General features: G+C 62.1%; 19 protein-coding genes and 1 pseudogene. 13 read left to right on the forward strand and 7 right to left on the reverse strand.

What is annotated here, in order from left to right:
* Positions 1 to 62: 62 nt before the first annotated feature.
* From dnaA to BLV47_RS23360, 9 genes are all read left to right on the forward strand, one after another.
* Entirely contained in the window at positions 63 to 1,604 is a 1,542-nt protein-coding gene (gene dnaA, locus BLV47_RS23320; protein ID WP_060842037.1) for a chromosomal replication initiator protein DnaA, read from the forward strand.
* Positions 1,605 to 1,642: 38 nt separating this feature from the next.
* Entirely contained in the window at positions 1,643 to 2,746 is a 1,104-nt protein-coding gene (gene dnaN, locus BLV47_RS23325) for a DNA polymerase III subunit beta (protein ID WP_009046209.1), read from the forward strand.
* 20 nt (positions 2,747 to 2,766) lie between these two features.
* Positions 2,767 to 3,870, forward strand: coding sequence for a DNA replication/repair protein RecF (gene recF / locus BLV47_RS23330; RefSeq protein WP_016967086.1), 1,104 nt, complete (start codon positions 2,767 to 2,769; stop codon positions 3,868 to 3,870).
* A 4-nt stretch (positions 3,871 to 3,874) separates the two neighbouring features.
* The gene (gyrB, locus tag BLV47_RS23335) at positions 3,875 to 6,292 is read left to right on the forward strand and encodes a DNA topoisomerase (ATP-hydrolyzing) subunit B (RefSeq protein WP_060836809.1); all 2,418 of its coding nucleotides are present in this window, start codon (positions 3,875 to 3,877) and stop codon (positions 6,290 to 6,292) included.
* Positions 6,293 to 6,406: 114 nt separating this feature from the next.
* The gene (locus BLV47_RS36775; RefSeq protein ID WP_279626602.1) at positions 6,407 to 6,595 is read left to right on the forward strand and encodes an Imm21 family immunity protein; all 189 of its coding nucleotides are present in this window, start codon (positions 6,407 to 6,409) and stop codon (positions 6,593 to 6,595) included.
* 204 nt (positions 6,596 to 6,799) lie between these two features.
* The gene (locus tag BLV47_RS23345) at positions 6,800 to 7,312 is read left to right on the forward strand and encodes a DUF4265 domain-containing protein (protein WP_092318033.1); all 513 of its coding nucleotides are present in this window, start codon (positions 6,800 to 6,802) and stop codon (positions 7,310 to 7,312) included.
* The gene (locus BLV47_RS23350; RefSeq protein WP_092318036.1) at positions 7,309 to 7,692 is read left to right on the forward strand and encodes an Imm10 family immunity protein; all 384 of its coding nucleotides are present in this window, start codon (positions 7,309 to 7,311) and stop codon (positions 7,690 to 7,692) included. Before BLV47_RS23345 ends, BLV47_RS23350 begins: the two co-directional genes overlap by 4 nt.
* A gap of 56 nt (positions 7,693 to 7,748) precedes the next feature.
* A complete protein-coding gene (locus BLV47_RS23355; protein WP_092318039.1) occupies positions 7,749 to 8,234 on the forward strand; it encodes a DUF4265 domain-containing protein in 486 nt (161 codons plus the stop codon).
* Positions 8,231 to 8,551, forward strand: coding sequence for an immunity protein Imm33 domain-containing protein (locus BLV47_RS23360; RefSeq protein ID WP_208605310.1), 321 nt, complete (start codon positions 8,231 to 8,233; stop codon positions 8,549 to 8,551). The genes BLV47_RS23355 and BLV47_RS23360 overlap by 4 nt, the downstream gene beginning before the upstream one ends.
* Before the next feature lie 27 nt (positions 8,552 to 8,578).
* Here BLV47_RS23360 and BLV47_RS23365 read toward each other — a convergent pair whose 3' ends face one another.
* Complete coding sequence (locus BLV47_RS23365) at positions 8,579 to 9,307, reverse strand: response regulator transcription factor (RefSeq protein WP_092318045.1); 729 nt, start codon at positions 9,305 to 9,307, stop codon at positions 8,579 to 8,581.
* Positions 9,308 to 9,538: 231 nt separating this feature from the next.
* Here BLV47_RS23365 and BLV47_RS23370 point away from each other — a divergent pair, with 231 nt between their 5' ends.
* The gene (locus BLV47_RS23370) at positions 9,539 to 9,826 is read left to right on the forward strand and encodes a hypothetical protein (protein ID WP_092318048.1); all 288 of its coding nucleotides are present in this window, start codon (positions 9,539 to 9,541) and stop codon (positions 9,824 to 9,826) included.
* 397 nt (positions 9,827 to 10,223) lie between these two features.
* Positions 10,224 to 11,147, forward strand: a complete 924-nt coding sequence (locus BLV47_RS23375; RefSeq protein ID WP_092318051.1) for a FecR family protein — start codon at positions 10,224 to 10,226, stop codon at positions 11,145 to 11,147.
* Between the two features lie 49 nt (positions 11,148 to 11,196).
* On the opposite strand, the gene istB is transcribed toward BLV47_RS23375, so the two are convergent.
* Positions 11,197 to 11,946: an IS21-like element IS1474 family helper ATPase IstB gene (gene istB / locus BLV47_RS23380; protein ID WP_062838242.1), complete on the reverse strand. Its 750-nt coding sequence runs from the start codon at positions 11,944 to 11,946 to the stop codon at positions 11,197 to 11,199.
* Positions 11,834 to 13,519, reverse strand: coding sequence for an IS21 family transposase (gene istA, locus BLV47_RS23385; RefSeq protein ID WP_062838241.1), 1,686 nt, complete (start codon positions 13,517 to 13,519; stop codon positions 11,834 to 11,836). The genes istB and istA overlap by 113 nt, the downstream gene beginning before the upstream one ends.
* Positions 13,520 to 13,744: 225 nt before the next feature.
* Here istA and BLV47_RS36595 point away from each other — a divergent pair.
* A pseudogene (locus BLV47_RS36595) lies at positions 13,745 to 13,870 on the forward strand (hypothetical protein); the annotation flags it as partial.
* An 18-nt stretch (positions 13,871 to 13,888) separates the two neighbouring features.
* A complete protein-coding gene (locus BLV47_RS23390; RefSeq protein ID WP_092318054.1) occupies positions 13,889 to 16,207 on the forward strand; it encodes a CHASE2 domain-containing protein in 2,319 nt (772 codons plus the stop codon).
* Positions 16,208 to 16,387: 180 nt separating this feature from the next.
* Here BLV47_RS23390 and BLV47_RS23395 read toward each other — a convergent pair whose 3' ends face one another.
* The 4 genes from BLV47_RS23395 to glyQ all read right to left on the reverse strand — a co-directional run bounded on the left by BLV47_RS23395 (position 16,388) and on the right by glyQ (position 20,796).
* A complete protein-coding gene (locus BLV47_RS23395; protein WP_092318057.1) occupies positions 16,388 to 17,158 on the reverse strand; it encodes a lysophospholipid acyltransferase family protein in 771 nt (256 codons plus the stop codon).
* A gap of 82 nt (positions 17,159 to 17,240) precedes the next feature.
* A complete protein-coding gene (gene gmhB / locus BLV47_RS23400) occupies positions 17,241 to 17,774 on the reverse strand; it encodes a D-glycero-beta-D-manno-heptose 1,7-bisphosphate 7-phosphatase (RefSeq protein WP_092318060.1) in 534 nt (177 codons plus the stop codon).
* 17 nt (positions 17,775 to 17,791) lie between these two features.
* Positions 17,792 to 19,846, reverse strand: a complete 2,055-nt coding sequence (gene glyS, locus BLV47_RS23405) for a glycine--tRNA ligase subunit beta (RefSeq protein ID WP_092318063.1) — start codon at positions 19,844 to 19,846, stop codon at positions 17,792 to 17,794.
* Entirely contained in the window at positions 19,843 to 20,796 is a 954-nt protein-coding gene (gene glyQ / locus BLV47_RS23410) for a glycine--tRNA ligase subunit alpha (RefSeq protein ID WP_003177094.1), read from the reverse strand. The genes glyS and glyQ overlap by 4 nt, the downstream gene beginning before the upstream one ends.
* Between the last annotated feature and the right edge of the window lie 53 nt (positions 20,797 to 20,849).

Consider the following 20,849-nt stretch of genomic DNA (forward strand, 5'->3'; position numbering starts at 1 on the left):
CGGCTGATCGCTACAATGGCCGCTTGTTTTTGCCTCACCGGCTTTCAACTTAGGGGATATCCGTGTCAGTGGAACTTTGGCAGCAGTGCGTGGAGCTTCTGCGTGATGAGCTGCCTGCCCAGCAATTCAACACTTGGATCCGTCCGCTACAGGTCGAAGCCGAAGGCGACGAGTTGCGTGTTTACGCACCGAATCGTTTTGTTCTCGATTGGGTCAACGAAAAGTACCTGGGGCGCGTGCTCGAGCTGCTGGATGAACACGGCAACGGCAGTGCGCCGGTTCTTTCCTTATTAATAGGCAGCAAACGCAGTTCGGCGCCTCGCGCTGCACCTAATGCGCCACTGGCCGCCGCAGCCTCGCAAGCGCTGCAAGCGGCAGCGGCCAATGCCACCCCGGCGGCGGCTCCTGCGCCAACTCCGGCACCCACTTCCGCTCCGGCCAAGAAAGCCGCGGCGCAGAAGAGTGCCGAAGTCAGCGAAGAACCCTCTCGTGACAGCTTCGACCCGATGGCGGGCGCCAGCTCGCAGCAGGCACCGGTACGCGCCGAGCAGCGTACTGTCCAGGTAGAAGGCGCGCTCAAGCACACCAGCTATCTGAACCGCACCTTCACCTTTGAGAATTTTGTCGAGGGCAAGTCCAACCAGCTGGCCCGCGCGGCGGCCTGGCAGGTGGCGGACAACCCCAAGCATGGCTACAACCCGCTGTTCCTGTATGGCGGCGTCGGTTTGGGTAAAACCCACTTGATGCACGCAGTGGGTAACCACCTATTAAAGAAGAACCCGAATGCCAAGGTCGTGTACCTGCATTCCGAGCGCTTCGTGGCGGACATGGTCAAGGCGTTGCAGCTCAATGCCATCAACGAATTCAAGCGCTTCTACCGTTCGGTCGATGCGCTGCTGATCGATGACATTCAGTTCTTCGCCCGCAAGGAGCGTTCCCAGGAAGAGTTTTTCCATACCTTCAACGCCCTCCTTGAAGGCGGCCAGCAGGTGATCCTCACCAGCGACCGCTATCCCAAGGAGATCGAGGGCCTGGAAGAGCGCCTCAAGTCGCGCTTCGGCTGGGGCCTGACGGTGGCGGTCGAGCCTCCGGAACTGGAAACCCGGGTCGCGATCCTGATGAAGAAGGCCGACCAGGCCAAGGTCGAACTGCCTCACGATGCGGCGTTCTTCATTGCCCAGCGGATCCGCTCCAACGTCCGTGAACTGGAAGGCGCGCTCAAGCGGGTCATTGCCCACTCGCACTTCATGGGCCGCGACATCACCATCGAGCTGATTCGCGAATCCCTGAAGGACCTGTTGGCCCTTCAGGACAAGCTGGTGTCTGTGGATAACATCCAGCGCACCGTCGCCGAGTACTACAAGATCAAGATTTCCGATCTGCTGTCCAAGCGACGTTCGCGTTCGGTGGCCCGTCCGCGTCAGGTGGCCATGGCCCTGTCCAAGGAACTGACCAACCACAGCCTGCCGGAAATCGGCGATGTGTTCGGCGGCCGCGACCACACCACCGTGCTGCACGCCTGCCGCAAGATCAATGAACTTAAGGAATCCGACGCGGACATCCGCGAGGACTACAAGAACCTGCTGCGTACTCTGACCACTTGATGACTCCAACGCAGCTTATTAAGGCAAGGGACTAGACCATGCATTTCACCATTCAACGCGAAGCCCTGTTGAAACCTCTGCAACTGGTCGCCGGCGTCGTCGAACGTCGTCAGACCTTGCCGGTGCTTTCCAACGTGCTGCTGGTTGTCGAAGGCCAGCAACTGTCGCTGACCGGTACCGACCTGGAAGTCGAACTGGTCGGTCGCGTACAACTTGAAGAGCCGGCCGAACCGGGGGAAATCACCGTTCCCGCGCGCAAGCTGATGGACATCTGCAAGAGCCTGCCCAACGATGCGCTGATCGACATCAAGGTCGATGAGCAGAAGCTGGTGGTGAAGGCCGGGCGTAGCCGCTTCACCCTGTCGACCCTGCCGGCCAACGATTTCCCGACTGTGGAAGAAGGCCCGGGCTCGCTGACCTGCCAGTTGGAGCAGAGCAAGCTGCGTCGCCTGATCGAGCGCACCAGCTTCGCCATGGCCCAGCAGGACGTGCGCTACTACCTCAACGGCATGTTGCTGGAGGTTTCCGCCGGGATCATTCGCGCCGTGGCCACCGACGGTCACCGTCTGGCGATGTGCTCGATGCAGGCCGACATCGGCCAGCCGGATCGTCACCAGGTGATCGTGCCGCGTAAAGGCATCCTGGAACTGGCGCGCCTGCTCACCGAGCCGGACGGTAACGTCAGCATCGTCCTGGGTCAGCACCACATCCGCGCCACCACCGGCGAGTTCACCTTCACCTCCAAGCTGGTGGACGGTAAGTTCCCGGACTACGAGCGCGTGCTGCCAAAAGGTGGCGACAAACTGGTATTGGGCGACCGCCAGGCCCTGCGTGAAGCCTTCAGCCGTACCGCGATCCTGTCCAACGAGAAATATCGCGGCATCCGTCTGCAACTGGCCAATGGTCAGCTGAAGATCCAGGCCAACAACCCGGAGCAGGAAGAAGCGGAAGAAGAAGTAGGCGTGGAATACAACGGCGGCTCGCTGGAAATCGGCTTCAACGTCAGCTACCTGCTGGACGTACTGGGCGTGATGACCACCGAACAGGTTCGCCTGATCCTGTCCGACTCCAACAGCAGTGCGCTGGTGCAGGAATCCGACAACGACGACTCGGCTTACGTTGTCATGCCGATGCGCCTGTAATCATGCTCAGCAGAAGCTAGATGTCCCTCAGTCGCGTCTCGGTCACCGCGGTGCGCAATCTGCACCCGGTGACCTTCTCCCCCTCTCCTCGCATCAACCTTCTCTACGGCGCCAACGGCAGTGGCAAGACCAGCGTGCTGGAAGCCATCCATCTGCTAGGGCTTGCCCGCTCGTTCCGCAGCACCCGCCTGTTACCGGTGATCCAGTATGAGCAACTGGCCTGCACGGTATTTGGCCAGGTGGAGTTGGCTGAGGGCGGACACAGCAACCTGGGGATATCTCGGGATCGCCAGGGGGAGTTCCAGATCCGCATCGACGGGCAGAATGCCCGCAGCGCCGCTCAGCTGGCGGAAATCCTGCCGCTGCAGCTGATCAACCCGGACAGCTTTCGCCTGCTCGAAGGTGCTCCCAAGATCCGCCGGCAGTTCCTGGACTGGGGCGTGTTCCATGTGGAACCGCGCTTCATGTCCACCTGGCAGCGCCTGCAGAAGGCCCTGCGGCAGCGGAACTCATGGCTGCGGCATGGTACACTTGACGCCGCTTCGCAAGCGGCCTGGGACCGGGAACTGTGTCAGGCCAGCGCTGAAATCGATGAATACCGCCGCGCTTACATCAAAGCCTTGAAACCAGTCTTTGAGCGGACCTTGGGCGAACTGCTGCAGCTCGAGGGCCTGACGCTTAGCTATTACCGTGGTTGGGACAAGGACCGAGAGCTCAGTGAAGTACTCGCGACCGCCCTGCACCGTGATCAGCAAATGGGTCATACCCAGGCCGGTCCACAACGTGCTGATCTGCGTCTGCGCTTAGGCGGACACAACGCCGCGGACATCTTGTCCCGTGGCCAGCAGAAGTTGGTGGTCTGTGCCTTGCGCATTGCCCAGGGGCACCTGGTGAGCCAGGCCCGTCGCGGTCAGTGTATTTATCTGGTGGATGACTTGCCGTCCGAGTTGGACGAGCAGCACCGCCGCGCACTTTGTCGCTTGCTGGAAGACTTACGCTGCCAGGTGTTCATCACCTGTGTAGACCACGAATTATTGAGGGAAGGCTGGCAGACGGAAACGCCAGTCGCCTTGTTCCACGTGGAACAAGGCCGTATCACCCAGACCCACGACCATCGGGAGTGAAGGCATGAGCGAAGAAAATACGTACGACTCGACCAGCATCAAGGTGCTGAAAGGTTTGGATGCCGTACGCAAACGTCCCGGTATGTACATTGGCGACACCGATGACGGCAGCGGTCTGCACCACATGGTGTTCGAGGTGGTCGATAACTCCATCGACGAAGCGCTGGCCGGTCATTGCGACGACATCAGCATCATCATCCACCCGGACGAATCCATCACCGTGCGCGACAACGGTCGCGGCATCCCGGTGGATGTGCACAAAGAAGAAGGCGTCTCGGCGGCAGAGGTCATCATGACCGTGCTCCACGCCGGCGGTAAGTTCGACGACAACTCCTACAAGGTTTCCGGCGGCCTGCACGGTGTGGGTGTGTCGGTAGTGAACGCGCTGTCCGAGGAACTGATCCTCACCGTGCGCCGCAGCGGCAAGATCTGGGAACAGACCTACGTCCACGGTGTTCCGCAAGAGCGGATGAAGATCGTTGGCGACAGCGAAACCACCGGTACCCAGATTCACTTCAAGCCTTCGGCTGAAACCTTCAAGAACATCCACTTCAGCTGGGATGTCCTGGCCAAGCGGATTCGTGAACTGTCCTTCCTCAACTCCGGTGTCGGCATCGTCCTCAAGGACGAGCGCAGCGGCAAGGAAGAACTGTTCAAGTACGAAGGCGGTCTGCGGGCTTTCGTTGAATACCTGAACACCAACAAGACTGCGGTCAACCAGGTGTTCCACTTCAACATCCAGCGTGAAGACGGCATCGGCGTGGAAATCGCCCTGCAGTGGAACGACAGCTTCAACGAGAACCTGTTGTGCTTCACCAACAACATTCCTCAGCGTGACGGCGGCACCCACCTGGTGGGCTTCCGTTCGGCCCTGACGCGTAACCTGAACAACTACATCGAGCAGGAAGGCCTGGCCAAGAAGCACAAGGTCGCCACCACCGGTGACGACGCTCGTGAAGGCCTGACCGCAATCATCTCGGTGAAGGTGCCGGATCCGAAGTTCAGTTCCCAGACCAAGGACAAGCTGGTGTCTTCCGAAGTGAAGACCGCGGTCGAACAGGAAATGGGCAAGTACTTCTCCGACTTCCTGCTGGAAAACCCCAACGAAGCCAAGTTGGTGGTGGGCAAGATGATCGACGCTGCCCGTGCTCGTGAAGCGGCGCGTAAAGCCCGTGAAATGACCCGTCGCAAGGGCGCGCTGGATATCGCCGGCCTGCCCGGCAAACTGGCGGACTGCCAGGAAAAAGACCCGGCGCTGTCCGAACTCTACCTGGTGGAAGGTGACTCTGCTGGCGGTTCCGCCAAGCAGGGACGCAACCGCAAGACCCAGGCGATCCTGCCGCTCAAGGGCAAGATCCTCAACGTCGAGAAGGCGCGCTTCGACAAGATGATCTCCTCGCAAGAGGTGGGCACCCTGATCACCGCGCTGGGCTGCGGCATCGGCCGCGAAGAGTACAACATCGACAAGCTGCGTTATCACAACATCATCATCATGACCGATGCTGACGTCGACGGTTCGCACATCCGTACCCTGCTGCTGACCTTCTTCTTCCGTCAGTTGCCGGAGCTGATCGAGCGCGGCTACATCTACATCGCCCAGCCGCCGCTGTACAAGGTCAAGAAAGGCAAGCAAGAGCAATACATCAAAGACGACGACGCCATGGAAGACTACATGACCCAGTCGGCTCTGGAAGATGCCAGCCTGCACCTGAACGACGAAGCTCCGGGGATCTCCGGCGAGGCGCTGGAGCGCCTAGTCAACGACTTCCGCATGGTGATGAAGACCCTCAAGCGCCTGTCGCGCCTGTACCCGCAGGAGCTGACCGAGCACTTCATCTACCTGCCGGCCGTGACCATGGAGCAACTGTCCGACCACGCCGCCATGCAGGATTGGCTGGCCAAGTACGACGCCCGCCTGCGCACTTCCGAGAAGTCCGGCCTGGTCTACAAGGCCAGCCTGCGTGAAGACCGTGAACGCAATGTCTGGCTGCCAGAGGTCGAACTGATCTCCCACGGCCTGTCCAACTACGTCACCTTCAACCGCGACTTCTTTGGCAGCAACGACTACAAGACCGTCGTCTCCCTTGGCGCTCAACTGAGCACCCTGCTGGACGAAGGCGCGTATGTTCAGCGCGGCGAACGCAAGAAAGCGGTCACCGAGTTCAAGGAAGCCCTGGACTGGCTGATGGCGGAAAGCACCAAGCGCCACACCATCCAGCGATACAAAGGTCTGGGCGAGATGAACCCCGACCAGCTGTGGGAAACCACCATGGACCCAAGCATGCGCCGCATGCTCAAGGTGACCATCGAAGACGCCATCGGCGCCGACCAGATCTTCAACACCCTGATGGGTGATGCGGTCGAGCCACGTCGCGACTTCATCGAAAGCAACGCCCTGGCGGTGTCCAACCTGGACTTCTGATCCGCAGTGGCACCTAAAAAGCCAACGCCTAGCGTTGGCTTTTTTTTGCGCGGACATCATGGCGTTGTCAGTGGATCATGTAGCTGTTCTGCTCAACAGGAAGGCAAGGAGCCTATGAGTCGATTCAAGATTTCTCCATGGCTGTCCAGTTCCGGTGGCCCCTTGGTGGTGATAGGTGAAGGTTTGGCCGGTATGTGGCGTGGCCTCGACGGCGAACCCTCGGATTACCACAGGGCGTGTCAGATTGATGACTATGCCGGCCGACTGGAGGGTGTCGATGGCGATATTCTTGTCCTCAGATAGTGCCTCGTCAGCGGGCCCATCCGGTGCTGCGCAGCGCAGGTGTCCAAGGATAATTTTATAAAATGCTGGGACGACTTTTTCTATCCGTCCGATGAGAATACGGCCCTGGCCATGCCGAATAGCGCAGAGGTCATATTTTCCTTCAAGGAAAACTTCTTTTACGGACAGTTCGTGAGGCCCATGGCGGCGCCTCTGTGAGATGGAATGGATAACTCGACAGCACAGTTTCACAAGATCATTTTCAAGCTCACCGTCGATGCCGACGGTTACCCACCGGTGGAATATGAATCGCTGTGGGGCATCCAACGGGGCGCAGGTGTCTATGAGTTGGACAACACGCCCTACTATCTCTACGGCGTGAGCAAGGGGGACTGGGTGCTGACTCGCGCTGACGCCCATGAGTTGATCGCGACTGGCGTGGTGCGGCAATCCGGGCACTCGACGCTGCGGGTTTTTGCCGAGCGCGAGTCAGAGCGCGCGAGCATTATGCAGCACCTGCGCAGCCTTGGCGCCCGGTGCATGCTTACCCGGGGCCTGTCGCTGTTCACCGTGGACATCGCGCCCGAGGTCAGTTTTTGCGCCATCGACCAATACCTGTCCTCCATCACCGACGACCAACATATCGCCTATGAAGATGCCTGCTTACAGCACGGGGCCATTGAGCCTGCGCGCATGAGCGAGTGCTTATCGCTGGCTTCACTTGAGGTTCAAGCATGACTGTTGAATGGCCTGTCAGTTATTTCAGCGCGACTCTGGAAGACGATGTATGGCTTGTGGCTTTTGCCGACACTGCCGATGAGCCTGAGCACTATCTGTTGTTGCAGCGCAGCACCGAATGCGATGAACAGGACGCCGCCCTGGGCCAGGATACCTACCACCTGGAAATCTCCAGCCCTGCCCTCTCCGGCTACGGCGGGGTTGCACAAGTGCGGATCGAACAGGAACGCATCATCTTCAGCATGGCCAACTCCGTCACCTGGTGTGCCGGACTGGATCGGCTGGTGCTGTTGCTGGCACCTGAGCTGCAAGACGATCCGGCCATCGAACAGGCGCTTCGAGATGTGTTCATCGAGCAGTTGACCCCGCTACGCGGCTGAGCCTGGATCGATTCCTTTCACCCTGTGTAAAAACAGCAATCGCTCGGAAACCAGTTATGGATGATCAGAACCAGGAAATATCGATTCGGGTCGTGGCGGGGCAAAACGCCCATGGCCCGGTCTATGAGCCGCTACATGTACGGCGGATCGACGAGGACAGCTACGAGATTCTCTATTCACCGGGGCTGACGCTGAACCTGGCCAAGGGCGACATCATCTCGATCAAGAACCCGCAGGCCCCCGCCGTGGTGCTCAAGCGTGGCGGCAACTTCTGCATCCACATTTATGCGAAGCACATCCCTGAAGAGCACATCGTTGCCCTGGCGGCGGATGTGGTGACCGAATTGGGCGGCATGCTCGACGGGCGCTACAAGGGCAATCTGACACTGTCGGTGCCGGCGCGAAACGGCATGGACAACATCGCACGGTTCTTCAACCGCTTCCGCGAGACAACGGGCATCGAGTGGTACTACGCCAACATCTATAAAAACCTCGATGACACCGATGACGAGACCTTGCTCGATTGGTGGCTGGAACAATGAACGAAAGACAGCAGCTTGTCTGTGAACGCTACGACCTTGCTCCCCAAACGCCGGAGCCGATGATTGCACTGGCCACCGGTTCCCTGGCGCAGTCGCCCATCTATGGCACCCGGATCGAGTTGCCGGAGAACGGCACGGTCAGTTGGTTTATCCACTGCGGCGAACATTCAACAGCCGTGGATTTCTACCAGCCGCTGTGCGCCGAGCATCTGGTCGAGCTGTTGCCGGAGGTGATCGATTACCTGTACCTGCCAAGCGGGACGCGTTTCATCATCGACCGCGCCGGCTATAAAGATGTCTGGCAGGACCCGGAGTGATATCAAGCCGCTGTTGCCGGCAAGCTGTCAGTGGCCCTGCTGGTCGGGTGCCGCCACGCTTTCCAGCCGGTAGCCATAGCCGTAGATGGTCAGCAGTTGCCAACCGCGATCCGCGGTCAGCCCCAGCTTGTTGCGCAGGCGGTAGATGTGGGTGTCCAGGGGCCGCGAGGAGGCGATTTCCTCATGGGTCCAGAACCGTTCGTACAGGTACTCCCGCGACAGTGGCCGGCCCAGGTTGGCGAACAGGCAGCGGGCCAGGCGGTACTCGCGCTCGGTCAGGCTGATGGGGACTCTTGCGCGGGTCACGGTCAGTTCGGCATCGTCGAAGGTCAGGTCGTTGAAGCTCAGGAGCTCCTCACTGTTATTGCGCTGCAAGCCGTGGCGGCGCAGCACCGCGTTGACCCGGGCCTTGAGTTCGTTGGGACGAAACGGCTTGCTCAAGTAATCGTCGGCACCGCTGTTCAGGGCCTGGACAATATCGCTCTCGGCATCGCGGCTGGTGAGCATGATGGCCGCAGGTGGCGCATCCATGTGTTCCCGAGTCCAGCGCAGCAACGACAGACCGCTGAGGTCCGGCAGTTGCCAGTCGAGTATCAGCAGGTCAAAGGTTTCCCGCCGCAACTGACGTAGCAGGTCTTCGCCCCGTTCGAAGCGATGCAGGGTCCATGGGGCTTCACCGGGGCCGGGAATTTCTCGCAGCGTCTGTTCCACACGCGCCAGTTCTGCGGGTTCGTCATCCAGTATCGCGACACGCATGCCAGGCAGTTCCTTATGGTTCGAAGAGCCCCAGAGACACAGATCCAGCGGCTTCAGGCAGGGGGCAGTTTAGGCGTCTTGGCTGATTCTGAACAATTATGGCGAATTGCTCTTGAGCCCCTGCTCCCTCGGTACGCTGATATCAAATAGCCGGTAAGGCACCTGGAGCACGGGTGCTGGGGGGCTATCGCAGCAGCACGATACCGGCTCGCTCAAGCAAGGAAAAGAACCATGGGGAACATGTTCAGCAAAGGCCAGGTCGCGCTGGTCAGAATGTTCAGCGGCGATGATCCGCTGCGCCTGGTCAGCTTGATGCTGGCGGCTTATCTGGGGATCAGTGCCAGCGGGCTGCCGTCGTCGTCCGGCTCCTGCTGTGAGGCAGCCAAGGCCGAGGCCTACTCGACGCTGGCCTCGCCCGACAGCCAGGAAGCCAGCCTGACCCTGGATGCCGAACCGCTACTGGGCCGGACAGCCCTGCCTGCGGTGCGGCAGTCACCGGCACCCCGCTGGGTCTTCTAGCAGGTGCGGCGATGATTCTGAACAAATATTGCAAAACCGCCCCGGCCGCTCGCGCAGCGCTACATTGGCTCTCGCTGAGTGGCACACGGGGGCACCTGGAAGTGCTCCGACACAGGGAGTGTCAACCGCCAGGCTGGCGGCACAACGCGCGCTTGCGTGCGTCGTTGAAGGGGAATACAGGGAGTGCCTCCTCAGGACTTTGGGCCGGGCGACCTGTCGCCCCGGTTCCGACACAGGGACGTGTCACTTTCTTTGCTGGCTGTGCTCTTCCCTCCCGGTTCCTATTCGCCCCTTTCCCTGGGCGGCGCCCTGCAGCCGCGGCTTTCTGCCCATGCGCTGCCTCAGGTATGGTGCGTAGGATTTCGCCGTGGTTTTCCCAAAGGCTCAAAGCAAATTCATGAATGACCTCTGCCCTTCTCCGCCCGTTGGCCGGTTGCAGGTGGCGTGCGCTGCATTGCTGCTAGCGGGCCTGATCCTGCCATCCTGCGCCGTGCAGGCTGCCCCGCAACGCCTTCCCTACCTGGATGACAACCAGCAATGCCGCGGCCAGCCCTTACCGGCTACCGTCGAGCACTTGACGGGCGAGGCCTGGAAACTGGATGCCAAGGGCCGCGAGGTGGCCCTGGAAGAAGGCATGAGCATCGATGAGAAAGAAGGGATAAAAACCTCACCGTCGGCTTTCGTCAGCCTGTCCCTCGGCGATGGTTCGCGCGTGGTGCTGCCCTCCAGTTCCCAGGTCACCCTGCAATTGAATACGCAATACAGCATTCCTCAGGTGGTCCTGGAGCAGGGTCAGATCGAATCCTACGTGATCAAGCGCAACAGCGATCACGACCGCTTCCAGATCGTGACCCCCGTAGGCGTGTTGGGGGTCCGCGGGACGCACTTCCGGGTGCGTAATGACGATCAGCAATCCCTGGTGGAGGTGCTCAATGGCCAGGTGGCGGTGAGCCGCGATGAGCCGCCGCCGACCAAGACTGCTCGACGCTCCGGCAAGCGTGTTGTGGATAACCCTGCCGGCCCGCTGCCGGGGGAGGTCCAGGTCATGGCGCGCCAGGGATTGCGCATTCAGAATCAGGGCGAGCTCAAGCCGGTGGAACTGCTGGCTGCGCCCCGGCTGCTGGGGCAGGCCGGACAAACCGGCGCCCTGCCCGTCTGGCAACTCATCCTGCAACCGTTGCCGGGTGCCCGTCGCTATCGGGCACAGGTGGCTACCGACAAGGATTTCCTCAATATCAAGCAGGAACAGTTCTCCAGCACTCCGGAAGTGAACTTCATGCGGATTTCGGTGAACGTGACCGAGCGTTTCGCTAATACGTGACCGGTGCTTCCACCCCGGTTGCGCGGGTTCTGGATTGTAATCGCATCGGTCACGATGCGGCTTGTTCCTCGGCTTTTTTTCGGCGCAGCGACTCGCCTTTCATCGTCAGTCGGTAGGCGTTGTGCACCAGGCGGTCGAGGATGGCATCGGCCAGGGTCGGGTCGTTGATCCAGCCGTGCCAGTGCTCGATGGGCAGTTGGCTCGTCAGGATGGTGGAGCGGCTGCCAGCGCGGTCGTCGATCACCTCCAGCAGGTCATGCCGGGCTCCTTCCTCCAGCGGGGCTAGCGCCCAGTCGTCCAGCACCAGGACGTCGACCTTTGCCAGCTGTTGCAGGGTACGGCCGAAGCTGCCGTCGCCATGAGCGATGCGCAGTTGTTCCAGCAGGCGCGGGGTGCGCAGGTACAGGGTGCTATAGCCCTGGCGGCAGGCCTGGTTGCCCAGGGCGCAGGCCAGCCAGGTTTTGCCGGCACCGGTCGGGCCGGTCAGCAGCAGGTTGTGCTGCTGGCGGATCCAGTCGCCACTGGCCAGGGTGGCGATCAGACGCTCGTCCAGGGCGCGTCCGGTGCGGCGGTCGAGATCTTCCAGGCAGGCGTTGGCGTACTTGAGCTTGGCCTTCTTGCGCAGCCGTACCAGGCGCTGGTTGTCACGCCAGGCCAGTTCGCGGTCGAGCAGTAGGCCGAGGCGTTCATCGAAGCTCAGGCTGTGGCTGGCCGGCAGCGTCCATTGCTCTTCCAGGGCGCGGGCCATGCCGTCCAGGCGTAGCTGGTGCAGTTGATTCAGGGTGTGTTGCGGCATCATCGAACAGCTCCTGTTGCGGGGGTTGGTAGTAGTCGGCGCCACGGACGTTCTCGTGGTCGCCGGGTAAGGTCGTTTCGGCGGCACGCTGGGGCAGCGGCTGTTGATCCAGGCCTTGCTGGAGCAGGTTGCGCACGCTGCGCCCGGTGAAGGCGCGCAGGTGTACGGCACGTTCGGCAGCGGCTTCCAGGCGTGCATTGCCATAGCGCCGGGCCAGCGAGAGCAGGCCGAGGCAGGCGCGGTAGCCCATCTCCGGGTGCGGCTTGTGGGTCAGTTGGTGATCGATCAGTTGGCGCGTGTAGGGGCCGATCCGCGCGCCCCAGTCGAGCAGGCGTTGTGGCGTCCATTCGCGATGCGCCTGGTGCGCCGCGGGCATGTGCTCGCGCTGGGTACTGTAAGCGCCGCGTCGCCCCAGCAGCAGGTGGCTGGCCACCCGCCGGTTGCCATGCAGCACTTCCAGGGTGTGTGCCGTCAGTCGCACGTCCACGTTCTGCCGGGCCAGGGCGGAGGGCACGCTGTAGAAGCTGCCATTGACCTCGATGTGGTAGTCGATGCTGACCTTGCAGCGCTTGAAGGTGGCGACCTCGTAGGGATGCACCGGCAGCGCTCGCAAGGCCGGGCGATCCAGGCGCTCGAACCAGTCGCGCCGGCAGCCATCGAGCCGCTTGAACGGGCGCCGATTCAGATCCTCCAGCAGCTCGGCGATGGCCTGGTTAAGCGCATGCAGGCTGAAGAACTGCCGATGGCGCAGCCGCGCCATGATCCAGCGCTCGACCACCTGCACCGCCACCTCGGCCTTGGCCTTGTCCTGAGGCTTGCGTGGCCGTGCCGGCAGGATCACCGTCTGGTAATGACGCGCGCACTCCAGCGTGGCCCGGTTCAGGCCCGGCTCGTAGCGATCCGGCTGGGCGACCAGGGCGCGCGGATTGTCCGGCACAACCATTTCCGGCACGCCGCCAAAGTAGGTCAGAGCCTGGCCCAGCGAGGTCAGCCAGTCCACCTGGGTTTCGCCTGGCGTCGCGCAGGCATAGGTGTAATTCGAGGCGCCCAGGGCGGCGACGAAGATGTGCGCCCGGCGCACTTCGCCGGTGGCCGGGTCGACCACCGGCAGCGTCGGCCCGGCATAGTCGATGAATAGCTTCTCGCCCGCACGGTGCAGCTGACGCATCGAACGTTTGAGCGTCTGGGCGTAGCGCCGGTAGTGCTCGACGAACTGGGTGTAGCGGTAGGTCGGCTGGCCCGCATGCGCGGCGAGATATTCCTCCCACAGCAGCTGCAAGGTCACGCCCTTGCGTCGCAACTCGCGGTGGATGCTCAGCACATCGGGCAGCACTCGCTCACCGCGCGGCTTGTTCGTCGACGTCGGTGCAAACAAGGCGGCCGCCAGCGCGGCCTCGTCCATGGCCACCAGCGCCGGCCAGTCCAGCCCGGCCACCCGCGCCGCCGCGATGTACTTGCTAACCACGCCCTTGGACAGCTGCAAGGCACGGGCAATCTTCTCGTGGGACAAGCCGGCCTCAAACTTGAGGCGCAGACATTCTTTGATGTTTCGCATGGCTACTCGCGGCGCCGCCATCTTCCTCTCCCGAAATCGGTCGAGGATGGCGGCGCATCAGGTCATGCGCAACGAAGGGGAAGGCTTTCGCTAAGTCGTGACCGGCGATTTCGGTAAGCCGTGACCACCTGTTTCGGAACAGGCGGAAAATCGGTCACGTTGCTACCGAAATGAGCGGTCACGCGTTAGCGAAATGACCGGTCACGATCAACCGAAACGGCCGGTCACGGTGCTCCGAAATCCGCAAACTTCACTGGCCTGAAGGCGTTTTTCTATCATGTACGGCTCTCGGCGTTCGACGAGCATGGCCTGGAAGGAGAAACCGGGGTCTATGACATCTTCTACTACCCCAGGACCACTCGTGCTCAATGAGCCGTCGGCGGGCCGTCGATGAGTCTCGGCAAGCAATGGGCCAACGGCCGTGAACCGACCCAGGCCCAGCGCCTGTTTCGTCGCCTGGTACGTGAATGGCTGTGGGTTGGCCTGATACTTCTGCCCCTGACGGCCTTGCTGTCCCTGAGCCAGGGCCTGGCTTTTAACAACCTGTTCTATGACAACCTGCGACGCTTTACCCCGTTGCCGGTCGATCCGCGCATTCTGTTGGTGACCATCGACGACTACAGCCTGCAGCAACTGGGACGCTGGCCCTGGCCACGGGCGATGCATGGACAATTGCTGGACCGGCTGACGGACGCCAAGGTCAAAGGCGTGCTGTTCGATGTGATCCTCAGCGAGCCCGGCAGCACTGTGGAAAACGACACCCGGTTGGCCGCTGCCCTGTGCCGCGCCGGCACCGTGTTCCTGCCGGTGCTGCGCGAGGGGATCGCTCGCTACGGCCAGGACCTGGAGGAGATCCCTCCGGTGCCGGTGCTGCGCCACTGTGTCCGGGGGCTGGGGCATATCAATGCACAAGCGGATGCCGACGGCACCGTGCGTAGCGTCTACCTGCGCGAAGGTCCGCAGCAGGCGCCGCGGGCGCAGCTGACCTGGTTGCTCTACCAGCTCACCGAAGCCGATCCGTTGTCGCCGCTGATGCCGGGCCCCGGAACTGCGCAGATTGCCAGGGGCTGGCTGCGAGCCAACCCGGTACGTATTGCCTTTATCGACAAGGCGGCGGGCTTTCCCAGCGTGCCCTATGTCAGCGTGCTGCGTGGCGAGGTGCCCGCCGAGTTGCTGCGTGACCGGCTGATCCTGGTGGGGTCCACCGCCCCGGGGCTGGGCGACCGTTATGTCACCCCGCAATCCGGCAGCCAGGGCACCACCCCGGGCGTGGAGATCCAGGCCAACCTGCTCAATGGCCTGTTGCAGCATCGCAGTATCGTCGACCTGGGCCAGTGGTCGGGGATGCTGTTGTCCGTGGCCCTGACCGCTGCATTGCTCGGGTTGCTGCTCTGGCGTCCACGTCACGCCTTGTGGATAACCCTGGGTTGCATGGGCCTGGCGCTATTGGGGTCGGTGCTGATGTTGCGCCTGGGCTACTGGTGGTCGCCGGTGGCCAGCCTGCTGGGCATGTTGCTGGCTTACCTGATCTGGAACTGGCGTCGGCTGAGCGTGATCCTGGCCTATTTCGGCTGGGAGCTGGAGCGCCTGGACAGCGAGCCCAAGGTGTTGCCGGAGCGCCGTCGTAGCCAGACCCCCGCCGGTGATGTGCTGCAAGGGCAGATCGTTGCCCTGGAACAGGCCCTGAGCCGGACCCGGGATACCCGGCGCTTTATCGCCGACGGCCTGGAGTACCTGCCGGTGGCGACCCTGATCAGCGATCCGGACGGCAAGATTCTGCTGGCCAACCGCAATGCCCGGGACGTGTTCGCCCATTCCCTGGTGGGGCAGCCCTTGATTGCGCAGCTGGCCGCCCTGGGTTACCCGGGCCTGACGGACGCGGCCCCGGTCCCGAGCCTGGGGCAGTTGCCGGCCCTGGAGTTTCGCGACGTCCGGCAGCGCAGCCTGCGCATGGAACTGGCGCCCCTGTTGCCGGTGGACAGTGATAACGCCATCGGTTGGTTGTTGAGCCTCACCGACCTCAGCGTCGAGCGGGACGCCGAGCAGCAGCGCGGCGTGCTGCTGCGCTTTCTGTCCCACGATCTGCGCGCGCCCCACTCGGCAATCCTCGCGCTGCTGGATGTGCAAAGCCGCCAGCCCTCGCCGCCCGGGCAGGTCTACAGGCAGATCGAGCAACAGGTGCGCCGGGCCCTGGAGCTGACCGAGGCCTTCGTGCAATTGGCCAAGGCCGAGTCGGAGGCCTATCAGTTTGCGCCCAGCATGTTCGCCATGCTGGTGCTGGATGCCTTCGACCAGGCCACCACCCTGGCCCAGTTGAAGCAGATCCGCCTGCAGCATGACCTGGATGAAGACAACGAGGGCATGGTCCTGGCGGATCAGTCGCTGCTGACCCGGGCCTTGTTCAATCTGCTGGAGAACGCCATCAAGTACAGCCCGCCAGGTTCCACGGTTCATGTTGCAGTGAGCTGTGCCGAAGACTGGCTGCGCTGCGAGATCGCCGATCAGGGCCAGGGGATTGCGCCGGCGGACCTGCCCCTGCTGTTTGGCCAGTACCAGCGCTTTTCCTCGGCCCAGGGCATCGATGGCCTGGGCCTGGGTCTGTCCATGGTCAAGGCGGTGGTGGATCGGCATCAGGGGCGGATCAGCTGTCGCAGCGAGGTCGGCCAGGGCTCCTGTTTCATCCTTGAGCTGCCTTTGTTGCAGGACTGAAGCCGATGGGATTGAACGGGCGAAAAAAAACCGGCATCAAGGCCGGTTTTTTTGTGTCCGAAAAACTTATGCACGTTTTTCCACATTTTATTAGCTTGGGAAATATGCATATAAATCAGTAATTTATAAGTAGATTTTTGCCGCTGTGAGAAAAGTCGTACACAGGTTATCCACAGAAGCTCATACAGCAACCTTATCCGTGGAAGTGGCCAATGGTGGCAATGAGCCCATGTCCCGCTGGGCCTGTTCATTCCAGGCCGCGACCCGGTCATTGAGCTCGGCAATGGCTCGTGGCCCGCTGCCTTCGGCGTACATCGGCGCGCCAATGGTCACGGTGATGGTGCCCGGGCGCTTGGCCCAGCCGGTCTTCGGCCAGAACTTGCCGGCGTTGTGGGCCACTGGCAGCACCGGCAGGTCGGCGTTCACCGCCAGGGCGCTGCCACTGCGGGAGAACTTGCCAATGGTGCCGTAGGGGACGCGGGTGCCTTCCGGAAAGATCAGTACCCAGACATTGTCCTTGAGCAGTTCGTCACCCTTGCTCGCCACCTGCTTGAGCGCGGCCTTGGGGTTGTCGCGGTCGATGGCGATGGGGCGCAGCATGGCCATGGCCCAGCCGAAGAACGGCACATACAGCAACTCGCGCTTGAGGACCTGGCTCAGGGGCTCGAAGTAGGCCGAGAGGAAGAACGTCTCCCAGGTGCTCTGGTGATTGGAGACGATCACGCATGGCCGCTCCGGGACGTTTTCCGCGCCCTGCACTTGCACGTGAATGTTCAGAAATACCTTGGTCAGCCACAGCGCGCAGCGACACCAGTAGACGTTGATAAAGCGGTAGCGCGCCTTGAAGGGCAGGAACGGCGCGATAAAAAAGCTCAGGGAGCACCACAGCAAGGAACTGGTGCCCAACAGCAGGTAAAAGAAGAAGGTTCTGATGGCCTGCAGGATCGACATAGCGGCATTTACCATTGCGGGCATGCCCGCCTGTTAAAAAGCGCTCTCCCGAACAGTCCTTGGTCAGGATGCCAGAAGGGGCCTAATTGTGGATAAGTTCAGCGGCAACGGCCGCCAGGTCGTCAAAAATCAAGGTGCCTACCGGCAGGGTTTTCCCCAGCGTCTTTTCGCCTTTCCCGGTCTTCACCAATACTGGCTGAGAGTCGACGGCTTTTGCGGCTTCCAGGTCACCGAGACTGTCACCGACAAACCATAGACCTGTCAGTTCTGCCTGGTAATGCTCGGCAATGGTCCGCAGCATGCCCGGTTTCGGTTTGCGACAGGCGCACCCTTCGTCGGGGCCGTGGGGGCAATAGACGATCAGCCCGACCTCGCCGCCCTGCTCCGCCACCAGCTCGCGCAGGCGCGCGTGCATGGCGTCGAGGGTGGCCAGATCATAGTAGCCGCGAGCGATGCCGGACTGGTTGGTGGCGACCGCCACCGTCCAGCCGGCCTTGCTCAACTGCGCAATGGCTTCGATCGAGCCGGGGATTGGAATCCACTCCTGCACCGATTTGATGTAGGCATCGGAGTCGTGATTGATCACGCCGTCCCGGTCGAGTATCAGCAGTTTCACAGCCTTTCCTTACCTGATCAGCTCAGCACCGAAATGTCCGCCACGCCCAGGAACAGGCCACGCAGGCGCGCCAGCAGCGCATAGCGGTTGGCTCGCACCTTGGCGTCCTCGGCATTGACCATCACCGCCTCGAAGAAGGCGTCCACCGGCTCGCGCAGGGCTGCCAGGCGGGCCAGGGTTTCGCTGTACTGGCGGGCAGCGGCCATGGGCTGGACGGCCTGGTCGGCCTGCTGGATCGCCGAGTACAGGGAGAACTCGTTGGCGTTGTCGAAGTACTTGGCTTCGACGGTGGTCGGCACATTGCCTTCGATCTTGCTCAGCAGGTTCGACACGCGCTTGTTCACCGCGGCCAGGGCGGCGGCTTCCGGCAACTTGCGGAAGGCCTGCACGGCTTGCACGCGCTGGTCGAAGTCCAGGGCCGAGCCCGGCTTCAGGGCACGTACCGACAGGTAGGTGGCCACATCCACGCCTTCGTCTTCGTAACGGGCACGCAGGCGGTCGAAGATGAACTCCAGCACCTGGTCGGCCAGGCCGGCGGCCTTGACCTTGCTGCCGAAGGCGCTGACGGCGAAGGCCACGGCGTCGTTCAGGTCGAGGTCGAACTTCTTCTCGATCAGGATCCGCAGCACGCCCAGGGCGGCGCGGCGCAGGGCGTAGGGGTCCTTGCTGCCGGTGGGCAGCATGCCGATGCCGAAGATCCCCACCAGGGTATCCAGCTTGTCGGCGATGGCCACGGCGGCACCGGTCACGGTGCTTGGCAGCTCGGCGCCGGCGCCACGGGGCATGTACTGCTCGTTCAGGGCCAGGGCCACGTCTTCCGGCTCGCCGTCATTGAGGGCGTAGTAGTAGCCGGCGATGCCTTGCATCTCCGGGAACTCGCCGACCATTTCGGTGGCCAGGTCGCACTTGGACAGCAGGCCGGCACGGGCCGCGCGCTGAGCGTCGCCGCCGATGCGCGGGGCGATGAAGGCGGCCAGCTTGGACACCCGCTCGGCCTTGTCGTAGACGCTGCCGAGCTTTTCCTGGAAGACCACGTTCTGCAGGCGCAGGTTGAAGTCTTCGAGCTGTTGTTTCTTGTCCTGCTTGAAGAAGAACTCGGCGTCGGTCAGGCGTGGGCGCACGACTTTCTCGTTGCCCTCGATGATCTGGCGCGGATCCTTGCTCTCGATGTTGGCCACGGTGATGAAGCGCGGCAGCAGCTTGCCGTCCACGTCCAGCAGGCAGAAGTACTTCTGGTTGTCCTGCATGGTGGTGATCAGGGCTTCCTGCGGCACTTCAAGGAAACGCTCCTCGAACGAGCACACCAGCGGCACCGGCCATTCCACCAGGGCGGTCACTTCGTCCAGCAGGTCCGGCGGGACGATCGCCGTGCCTTCCTGCAGGGTGGCCAGCTCCGCGGTGCGCTTGCTGATCAGCTCGCGACGCTCGTTGGCGTCGGCCAGCACGTAGGCGGCACGCAGGTCGGCCAGGTAGTTGGCCGGCGAGGTGATGCGCACGCTCTGCGGATGATGGAAGCGATGGCCACGGGAATCGCGGCCGGCCTTCTGGGCCAGGATGGTGCAGTCGATGACCGCGTCGCCCAGCAGCATCACCAGCCATTGGGTCGGACGCACGAACTCTTCCTTGCGCGCGGCCCAGCGCATGCGCTTGGGAATCGGCAGGTCGTTCAGCGAGTCTTCGACGATGGTCGGCAGCAGGCTGGCGGTCGGCTTGCCCTTGATGCTCTGGCTGTAGCGCAGTTTCGGGCCGCTCTGGTCGATCTCGCTGAGTTCGACGCCGCACTTCTTGGCGAAGCCCAGGGCCGCCTGGGTCGGGTTGCCTTCAGCGTCGAACGCGGCCTGGCGTGGCGGGCCGTCGAGGTTGATGCTGCGATCCGGCTGCTGGGTGGCCAGCTGGGTGATCAGTACCGCCAGGCGCCGTGGCGCGGCGTACACGTGCTTGGCCTGAAAGCTCAGGCCGGCGCTCTGCAGGCCTTTCTCGATGCCGGCCAGAAAGGCTTCGGCCAGGGTGTTCAGGGCTTTGGGTGGCAGTTCTTCAGTGCCCAGTTCAACCAGAAAATCTTGCGCACTCATTGTGCCGCCTCCAACTTAGCCAACACTTCATCACGCAGGTCCGGGGTTGCCATCGGGAAGCCCAGCTTGGCCCGGGCCAGCAGGTAGGCTTGCGCAACGGAACGTGCCAGGGTGCGCACACGCAGGATGTACTGCTGACGCGCAGTCACCGAGATCGCCCGGCGTGCATCCAGCAGGTTGAAGGTGTGCGAGGCCTTGAGGACCATTTCATAGCTCGGCAGCGGCAGCGGCTGATCCAGCTCGATCAGGCGCTTGGCTTCGCTTTCGTAGAAATCGAACAGTTCGAACAGCTTCTCGACGTTGGCGTGTTCGAAGTTGTAGGTCGACTGCTCCACTTCGTTCTGGTGGAACACGTCGCCATAGGTGACCTTGCCGAACGGGCCGTCGGCCCACACCAGGTCGTACACCGAGTCCACGCCCTGCAGGTACATGGCCAGGCGTTCCAGGCCGTAGGTGATCTCCCCGGTCACCGGGTAGCACTCGATGCCACCGGCCTGCTGGAAGTAGGTGAATTGAGTCACTTCCATGCCGTTGAGCCAGACTTCCCAGCCCAGGCCCCAGGCGCCCAGGGTCGGCGATTCCCAGTTGTCCTCGACGAAGCGGATGTCGTGCACCAGCGGGTCCAGGCCGACGTGCTTCAGGGAACCCAGGTACAGCTCCTGGAAGTTCTCCGGGTTGGGCTTCAACACCACCTGGAACTGATAGTAGTGCTGCAGGCGGTTGGGGTTTTCGCCGTAGCGGCCGTCAGTCGGGCGACGACTGGGCTGCACATAAGCGGCGTTCCAGGTTTCCGGGCCGATGGCCCGCAGGAATGTGGCGGTGTGGAAAGTGCCGGCGCCTACTTCCATATCGTAGGGCTGAAGTACCACACAACCTTGCTCGGCCCAGTACTGCTGGAGGGCGAGGATCAAGTCTTGGAAGGTACGCACGGCTGGCGTAGGCTGGCTCACGAAATTCACCTGTTACTTGGGCTGCGATTTAAGGAGCGGGAGTATACCCGATT

The organism is Pseudomonas saponiphila (assembly GCF_900105185.1).
In the GTDB taxonomy this organism is placed as follows: Bacteria; Pseudomonadota; Gammaproteobacteria; order Pseudomonadales; family Pseudomonadaceae; genus Aquipseudomonas; species Aquipseudomonas saponiphila.

What these genes read in the sequence shown, in the direction of transcription:
- dnaN (WP_009046209.1), top strand. Translation starts at nt 1,643, where the DNA reads ATGCATTTCACCATTCAACGCGAAGCCCTGTTGAAACCTCTGCAACTG.
- recF (WP_016967086.1), top strand. Translation starts at nt 2,767, where the DNA reads ATGTCCCTCAGTCGCGTCTCGGTCACCGCGGTGCGCAATCTGCACCCG.
- gyrB (WP_060836809.1), top strand. Translation starts at nt 3,875, where the DNA reads ATGAGCGAAGAAAATACGTACGACTCGACCAGCATCAAGGTGCTGAAA.
- BLV47_RS36775 (WP_279626602.1), top strand. Translation starts at nt 6,407, where the DNA reads ATGAGTCGATTCAAGATTTCTCCATGGCTGTCCAGTTCCGGTGGCCCC.
- BLV47_RS23345 (WP_092318033.1), top strand. Translation starts at nt 6,800, where the DNA reads ATGGATAACTCGACAGCACAGTTTCACAAGATCATTTTCAAGCTCACC.
- BLV47_RS23350 (WP_092318036.1), top strand. Translation starts at nt 7,309, where the DNA reads ATGACTGTTGAATGGCCTGTCAGTTATTTCAGCGCGACTCTGGAAGAC.
- BLV47_RS23355 (WP_092318039.1), top strand. Translation starts at nt 7,749, where the DNA reads ATGGATGATCAGAACCAGGAAATATCGATTCGGGTCGTGGCGGGGCAA.
- BLV47_RS23360 (WP_208605310.1), top strand. Translation starts at nt 8,231, where the DNA reads ATGAACGAAAGACAGCAGCTTGTCTGTGAACGCTACGACCTTGCTCCC.
- BLV47_RS23365 (WP_092318045.1), bottom strand. Translation starts at nt 9,307, where the DNA reads ATGCGTGTCGCGATACTGGATGACGAACCCGCAGAACTGGCGCGTGTG.
- BLV47_RS23370 (WP_092318048.1), top strand. Translation starts at nt 9,539, where the DNA reads ATGGGGAACATGTTCAGCAAAGGCCAGGTCGCGCTGGTCAGAATGTTC.
- BLV47_RS23375 (WP_092318051.1), top strand. Translation starts at nt 10,224, where the DNA reads ATGAATGACCTCTGCCCTTCTCCGCCCGTTGGCCGGTTGCAGGTGGCG.
- istB (WP_062838242.1), bottom strand. Translation starts at nt 11,946, where the DNA reads ATGATGCCGCAACACACCCTGAATCAACTGCACCAGCTACGCCTGGAC.
- istA (WP_062838241.1), bottom strand. Translation starts at nt 13,519, where the DNA reads ATGGCGGCGCCGCGAGTAGCCATGCGAAACATCAAAGAATGTCTGCGC.
- BLV47_RS23390 (WP_092318054.1), top strand. Translation starts at nt 13,889, where the DNA reads ATGAGTCTCGGCAAGCAATGGGCCAACGGCCGTGAACCGACCCAGGCC.
- BLV47_RS23395 (WP_092318057.1), bottom strand. Translation starts at nt 17,158, where the DNA reads ATGTCGATCCTGCAGGCCATCAGAACCTTCTTCTTTTACCTGCTGTTG.
- glyS (WP_092318063.1), bottom strand. Translation starts at nt 19,846, where the DNA reads ATGAGTGCGCAAGATTTTCTGGTTGAACTGGGCACTGAAGAACTGCCA.